At 67.8% G+C, this 6921-nt stretch carries 3 protein-coding genes; 1 reads left to right on the top strand and 2 read right to left on the bottom strand.

Annotation, left to right across the window (positions count from 1 at the left end; translation table 11 throughout):
• Positions 1-142: 142 nt before the first annotated feature.
• The gene (locus tag BW989_RS12345; protein WP_083688397.1) at positions 143-2290 is read right to left on the bottom strand and encodes a hypothetical protein; all 2148 of its coding nucleotides are present in this window, start codon (positions 2288-2290) and stop codon (positions 143-145) included.
• 135 nt (positions 2291-2425) lie between these two features.
• Positions 2426-3847 (bottom strand): RCC1 domain-containing protein, encoded by a 1422-nt coding sequence (locus BW989_RS12420; RefSeq protein ID WP_076587180.1) that lies wholly within the window; start codon positions 3845-3847, stop codon positions 2426-2428.
• 157 nt (positions 3848-4004) lie between these two features.
• On the opposite strand from BW989_RS12420, the gene BW989_RS08315 reads away from it, so the two are divergent.
• A complete protein-coding gene (locus BW989_RS08315) occupies positions 4005-6887 on the top strand; it encodes a serine/threonine-protein kinase (protein ID WP_076587178.1) in 2883 nt (960 codons plus the stop codon).
• Positions 6888-6921: the final 34 nt, after the last annotated feature.

Below are 6921 nucleotides of genomic sequence, written 5' to 3'. Positions count from 1 at the left end.
AGGTTCATCCGGGGCTCCTGGAGGGGTGGCTGATTCGCACCTCCAGTCTTCCGGGATCACCCCGGATGAACAACCTACTGAGAGATCACAGCTAGCCCACCGTTTTCCATGGGCGTCCGGGGCGCCCCGGCGAAACTGCCCGTTACAGATCCATGCCGAAGCCCAGGCCGGCCGTTTTCTCGCCATTGCTCATGGCGCCGCCCAGCGAGAACGAGCCGCTCTTGCCAATGCGCTTGCCGTAGCCGATGGACAGCGCGCTTTCACCGTTCTGCCAGCCGGCCCCCACCGAGATGCGCCCGCGCGGGCTTTGCGTGCCGGCGGCGTTGATCGCCATGTTCATCATGGCCGAGGTCATCGCGCCCTGCTTGTCGATGCGGCGGTCCTGCAGGCGGAAGCGCTCGTCCATCTGGTTGCGCAGCGCAGTGAAGTCGTCCTGCCAACCGCCCAGCGCGATCTGGGCGACACGCTGGTCGGTGTATGCGTTGGCCGCGTTCAAGGTTTCGGTTGCGGTGTTGTCGCTGTGCGCCCGGGCCTGTTCCAGCGTCTGTGTGTCGCCGGCATCGGCGTGGGCCTGTGCGCTTTGCAGGGTGGTGGCGTCGCCACTGGCCGACACGGTGCCGGCGATGGTGGCGACCTGCGCTTCGGTCAGGCCGCTCCCGCCGGTTCCGTCCGCGCCCGCGGGGCCTTGCGGACCTGCGGGACCTACCGGACCCTGCGCGCCAGTCGCGCCATCCGCACCGGCCGGGCCTGGCGGACCAACCAGCGAGGCCAGCCATTGCGCTTCGGTGCCAGTGAAGCCGTTGTTCACCGCCACCTGATAGGCGCTGTCGCCGGCAGGGCCTTGCGGGCCAGTGCTGCCGCCGCCGCTGCCCAGCGCGGTGAGCCGGCTGTCCACCGCGGCGAAGGCCGCGCCGACGTTGTTGTAGGTGCTGCCCTGGACGACGTAGCTGGGCGCGGTGAACACGCCACTGCTGAAGGCGGCCCCCCCGCCCAGCCAGCCGACGAGCGTGGTCAACTGGCTGACGTTGACCGCATCGGTACTGGTAGCGCCTGCCGCGACATTGACGATGCGCCGCTCGCGACCGACGCTGCCCACCGAAACCGTACTTTCCTCTTCGGCGACGGAGTTGGCGCCCAGTGCCACCGAATTGGCTGCGCTGGCCCGGGCGAGCCTGCCGTAAGCGACGCTGTCCTCGCCGTCGGCCCTGCTGGCCGCGCCGGTGGCAGTCGCGCCTGCGCCCGAGGCCAGGCTGTTGGCGCCGGTTGCGGTGGCAGCAGCGGCAGCGGCCCTGCTGGAGGCTCCGGTGGCGGTTGCCAGGTTGGCCTCGGCGCGGCTGGCCTGGCCGGTCGCGGTGGAGTCGAAACCGAGCGCCTGGCTGTTCATGCCGGTTGCGGTGGCGTTGTTGCCCCGCGCTTCGCTGCTCACGCCCGTGGCGGTGGAAGACGCCCCTCCCGCATTGCTGTTCGCGCCCGCCGCGACGGAGTTGAGACCGCTTGCCCTCGCGTTGTAGCCGGATGCGGTCGAGTTGTTGCCCGAGGCGATGCTGATCGAGCCAACGGCGATGGAAAGGGCGCCCGATGCCCTGCTGCTGTTGCCGATAGCAATTGAATCGGCCGTCGATGCGTGGCTGCGATGGCCGAGGGCAGTCGCGCGACCGCCCTCGGCAGTGCTGTATTGGCCAATGGCGACCACATCAGCGGACGCTGCGGCTGCACCGCGGCCTATCGCAACGGCATTCACGGCCCCGACGGCGGCGCGGGCGCCATCCGCCGCCGAACTGCCCGCACCCAGAACCACGGCGTAATCGGCGGCCTGGTTCACTGTGCTGTAAGCGCCCATGCTTACGCTACCAAGCGCCGATGCGGTGTTGTAGTTGCCAATCGCGACGGTGTCGCTTTGGCTGGCCACGTTGATGATGCCGATGGCGGTACTCTGCGTACCGGCGGCAAGGTTGTTGAAGCCGAGCGCAGTGCCTCTGGTACCGAGGGCGTGGTTGCTATTGCCAATCGCGATGCTTGTGTTCCCACGGGCGTAGTTGGCCAATCCGAACGCACTGCTTTGAAAGCCGCTGGCGTTGTTGTCCTGCCCGTAGGCCGACGCCTGCGGGTGGCATGTCGTATTGTCGGTCCCGTGCTCGCTGCCCTGGTCGGTGGATGGTGCGGGCGAAACCGGCGTCCCGTCGGGATTCAGGCAGGGTGCGTCCTGCGCCAGTACGGGTGCGGAAATGGCGGCCAGCAGAGCCAGGGCCAGGGTGGACGCGGAGGGCCGGCGACGACGGTTGATGTTCATGTGGATCTCCTCTGTGGATGAAGGCCGGCTCGCTACCGGCGTGTATCTATGCGGAAAAGGGTGCCGACACCGGACAATGCCGGGAATCGCAGGCAATCCAGCCCGCCCGGCCGAACGGGCGCACGGCGTGCCGGATCAGGGTTGCAGCGACAGCGGAATGGGCGACGCATTGCTGGTATGCGGCGACTGCCAGTCTTCCTTGTCGCCCACGCCCATGTACCAGAGGCTGCCATCGCGCTTGATCGCGTAGGTCCGTCCGAACTGCACCACGACGTCGACGACGTCGCGCAGCGCAAGGCGCGTGGGCGAATACACGAAGCCTGTCTTCTTGCCGATGCCCAGGTTGCCCCAGTCGGTGTTGCCCCAGCCCATCAGCGAACCGTCCCGGAGGATGGCGATGGCATTGAGGTTGCCCACCACCACTCGCGCCGCGCTGCGCACGCCCGGCACCGGGCGCGGATGGATATCCCATTCGCCCCGGCCGTTGTCGGCCTCGCCGCTGCCGAAGTGCGCCATGCTGCTCGATCCCCAGACCAGCAGGCTGCCGTCGTGGCGCACCGCCATCGACACCGGGTAATCTCCCGCTGCGACCTGCACGGCATCCGACACGCCTTCCACCAGATCCGGCGTGTCCAGCGCCTGTTCCTGCACCGGTTGGCGACCAAGCTGTCCTCTTGCGTTGAGGCCCCAGGACAGCACGCGGCCGTCGTTGCGCAGGGCCAGCACGTGCTTGTCGCCGATCGAGACCTGGGTAATGCCCTCCGCGCCCGTCACCACCACTGGCGAGAGCGCGGGCGGGCTGCTTTCGCCCCAGCGCTTGACCGCCTTGCCATCGCCCACCCGCCCGGCCGAACGCGAACCCCAGGCCCGCAGTGTGCCGTCCTGCATCAGCGCGATCGCCACGCCCTTGTAGGCGTAGATCTGCTTGACGTCACGCAACGGCACCTCGATCGGCACGGCGCTATCGGCCGCCGGCGGCGGCAGGTTGGCGGAGAGGGCCGCCTTGGGGGTCGCCGCACGCTCCTTGCGCGAAAGCAGTCCGCCCAGCAGCGAGGCGGCCGCGCCCAGATCGCCGCGCGAGGCGCGCTGGGCCTCGTCCGCCATCGACTGCACCTGGCCTGCGGCCCGACGCAGTCCGGCGCCGCGGTCGGCCACCGCTTGGCGTACGACGCCACCGGCGCTGCCACCCGTGCCCAATCCCTCGCCCTTGCCCCAGGCGAAAAGCCGCCCGTCCTCGAGCAGGGCATAGCCGTTGTCGCCGCCGCTGGCGATCTGGCGGGCACGGCCCGGCAGCGCGATCGGGGTCGGGCGCGCCTTGTGCGGCACGTTGCCGGGGGTTGGGTCCGGACCCAGTTGCCCCTTGTCGTTGCGCCCCCAGCCAACCACGCTGCCATCCTCGCGCAGGGCGAAGGTGGTTTCCATCGAACCGGCCAACTGCACGATGCGGGGCGATTGGGCCAGCGCGGGCGCGGTCACAGGCAGCGTCAGGATCGCGCCCAAGGCCAGGCCGCGCAGGACGGCGGGAAGGAGAAGTTTGCGTGCGGGATTGAACGACATGGCAGGCTCCGGCGCCGGATTCTGGTCGGCGGCAGTCCATTCATGCGCAGTAGAGGGCGCAAACCGGACATCCGCGCATCGCGGGCCGCGCCCGTGCGACACTCCGCCCTCACCCGGCAACCGCAGCCCTCGGGGATCGAAGGGGCAGGAGTCGAGCTTGACCTCGAGACAGACCGAACTTGGACCCCGCGCATGGGCGATCTTCGATGAAATCATCGAATTGCCCACCGAATTGCGTGCGGCACGGCTGGCCGAACTCTGCGCCGGCGACGACACCCTGCGCGGACAGGTGGAGGCGCTGTTGCGGGCGGATACGGCCGAAGATGCCGAGCTTTTCCACGGTGGCGACGCCGCCCGCTGGAGCGAGGCCTTGGCGCGTGATGCAAGCGCGGACGAGGTCGTGCCGGAGCGCAGCATCGGGGCGTGGAAGATCGTCGACGTCATCGGCCGCGGCGGCATGGGTGCGGTGTATGCGGCCGAACGCGGCGACGGCGCCTATGCGCAACAAGCCGCACTCAAGCTGATCCGCGCCAGCGCGGATTCGCCCGCCGCGCGCGAACGCTTCCTGCGCGAACGCCAGATCCTGGCCGGCCTGCGGCACCCGAACATCGCCACCCTGCTCGACGGCGGTATCAGCGCCGAGGGCGAGCTGTATTTCGTGATGGAGCGCGTGGACGGCGTGCCGATCGACCGCTGGTGCGATGCGCGCAAGCTCGGCCTGCGCGAGCGCGTGATGCTGTTCCTGCAGGTGCTGGATGCGGTCAGGTACGCGCATCGCAACCTGGTGGTGCATCGCGACCTCAAGCCGTCCAACCTGCTGGTCGATGGCGAGGGCCGGGTGAAGCTGCTGGACTTCGGTATCGCCAAGCAACTCGAAGCCGGCGACGTCACTGCCACCCATGACCGCGCGCTGACCTTCGAGTACGCATCGCCGGAACAATTGCATGATGCGCCGATCACCACCGCCACCGACCTGTGGCAACTCGGCGTGGTGCTGCATCGCTTGCTGTCGGGTTCGCACCCCTTCGGCCTGAGCCGCGACACCCCGGTGGCCCGGCAGTTGCAGCAACTGGAGAACGAGCCCGAACCGCTGACCCGCGCTGCCGCCAAGGCCAGCACCGAGCAGGCCGCGCGGCGCGGCGGACATACCCCGGCCTCGCTGACACGCGCACTGCGCGGCAACCTGGCCCGCATCGTGCAGACCTGCCTGCAGCGCGACCCGGAAGCACGTTATGCCTCGGCCGATGCGTTGGCCAACGACCTCAAGGCCTGGCTGGATGACCGCCCGATCGCAGCGGTGAAACTGGGTCGCACCGATCGCACGAAGTTGTGGCTGCGTCGCAATCGGCTGCTGGCCGCATCCATCGGCGCGGTGTCGTTGGCGTTGCTCGCCGGTACGGGCGTGGCGCTATGGCAGGCACACGAGGCACGCGAGCAGGCGCGGATCGCTGAACGCGAGAGCGAAAGCGCGCGGGCGTCGCTGGCGTTCCTCACGGACACTCTTGGCGCTGCGTCGCCTGCGCAAACCATGAGCTCCGAAGTGAGTGTGCGACAACTGCTGGACCAGGCGCGCGGGCAACTCGAGAAGCGCAACCTGCAACCACAGGTGCGCAGTTCGATCCAGCGCCTGCTTGGCCATCTGTATGGTGCCCTTGGCGAAGCGACCACCTCGGCAACGCTGTTCGAGGCCGGCCTGAAGGACATCACGCCGGCGAATCGCGACGAGGCGCTGGCACTGGCCCATGACCTGGATGGCTACGCCAGCACACTTGCCACGCTGGAACGCGGCAAGCAAAGCCTCGCTATCGCGCAACGTGCGCTTGTGCTGCGTGATCGCTTTTCGCCCGATGACACATACCAGCGCTTCCTTGGTCATCGACAACTCGCCTTGGCACATACCAGCCTGACCGACTGCAAGCAGGCGGATGCCCAGTGGCAGCAGGCCATGTCCGCACTGTCGGCTTCGGCCAATGTGCCCGCCGCTGAAGCAGCGCAAGCCTCGGTGATGTATTCACGCATGTTGTTCAACTGCGGCGAATACGCGCGCGGATTCGAGGTTGCCGAGGCGGGCTTGACCGCCGCCGATAAGACCGGCTTGCCTGCACTCGCCCCAGCTCGCGCAGACTTGCTTTGGGTCAAGGCCATCAACGGTGCGCCCATTCGCAAGCTACAAGCCGGGGAGGTCGAAGCGCTGCTGCGAGAAGCCATCGCCATGCACGAGAAGACGATCGGGCCACGTGGCGCACAGTTGGGTGAGTACTACTCCAGCCTCGGCAGCAACCTGCAACAGATGGGTCGCCTTGGCGAGGCTCTGCGCGAGCATGAACGATCCGCAGAGTTGTCACGCGCCGCCGGGATGCGGCCGCTCGACCAGGCCATCACTCAGTACAACATCGGCTATCTCTACCGTGACTACGGGGACTATCCGAATTCACTGGCCGCACACGCACGTAGCCTGGCGATCCTTGAGCAAGCTGGCATCGACGAGGACCACTTGGAGTATCGCCGGGCCCGCAAGTGGCAGGCACTGGCGATGATCCAGGCTGGGCAAGCGGCGGAAGCGCGCGCACGATTGCTGCCGCTAAAGGAACGCGCACGCAAACTTGACGGGGAAGACTCCGTCGAGCATGCCGATGTCACCTGGCAGCTGCTACGCGCTGCAGTGGCGATGCAGGACGTGGCGAACGGCGAACCACTGTTGGCGGAGGTGCGCGCACGCTCAGAGAAGTTCGTCCCACCCACCCATCAGGTGTTCATCGAGTTTCTACGCCATGAAGCAACGCTTGCGACCGCACGTGGCGACCTGAGCACCGCCGAGAGGCTACGCCGCGATGTATTGGCCCGCGAGATTGCCAACAACAACCTCACCGCACCTTCGGTCGCGCGCGCAGAACTTGCCGCACTGCTCTCCCGGCACAAAGATCGCACAGAGGCCAAGGCATTGCTGCGCGAGGCCTTGCCCGTGTTGCGCAAGCAGTTCCTACCCCAACAAACAAACCGCGCCATGGCCGAAGCGCTCGCCAGGGAACTAGGTGTCTAGGGCGTTTCCTCGCACGGCTCGATCGGCGTCAACG

The sequence above is a fragment of the Solilutibacter tolerans genome, from assembly GCF_900155935.1.
Lineage (GTDB): Bacteria > Pseudomonadota > Gammaproteobacteria > Xanthomonadales > Xanthomonadaceae > Solilutibacter > Solilutibacter tolerans.
The sequence above is the reverse complement of the archived record's forward strand: the minus strand, read 5'-3'. Positions and strand labels throughout refer to the sequence as shown.

Excerpts from the sequence above, each read along its gene's own strand:
- BW989_RS12345 (WP_083688397.1), bottom strand. The coding sequence starts at position 2,290 with ATGAACATCAACCGTCGTCGCCGGCCCTCCGCGTCCACCCTGGCCCTG.
- BW989_RS12420 (WP_076587180.1), bottom strand. The coding sequence starts at position 3,847 with ATGTCGTTCAATCCCGCACGCAAACTTCTCCTTCCCGCCGTCCTGCGC.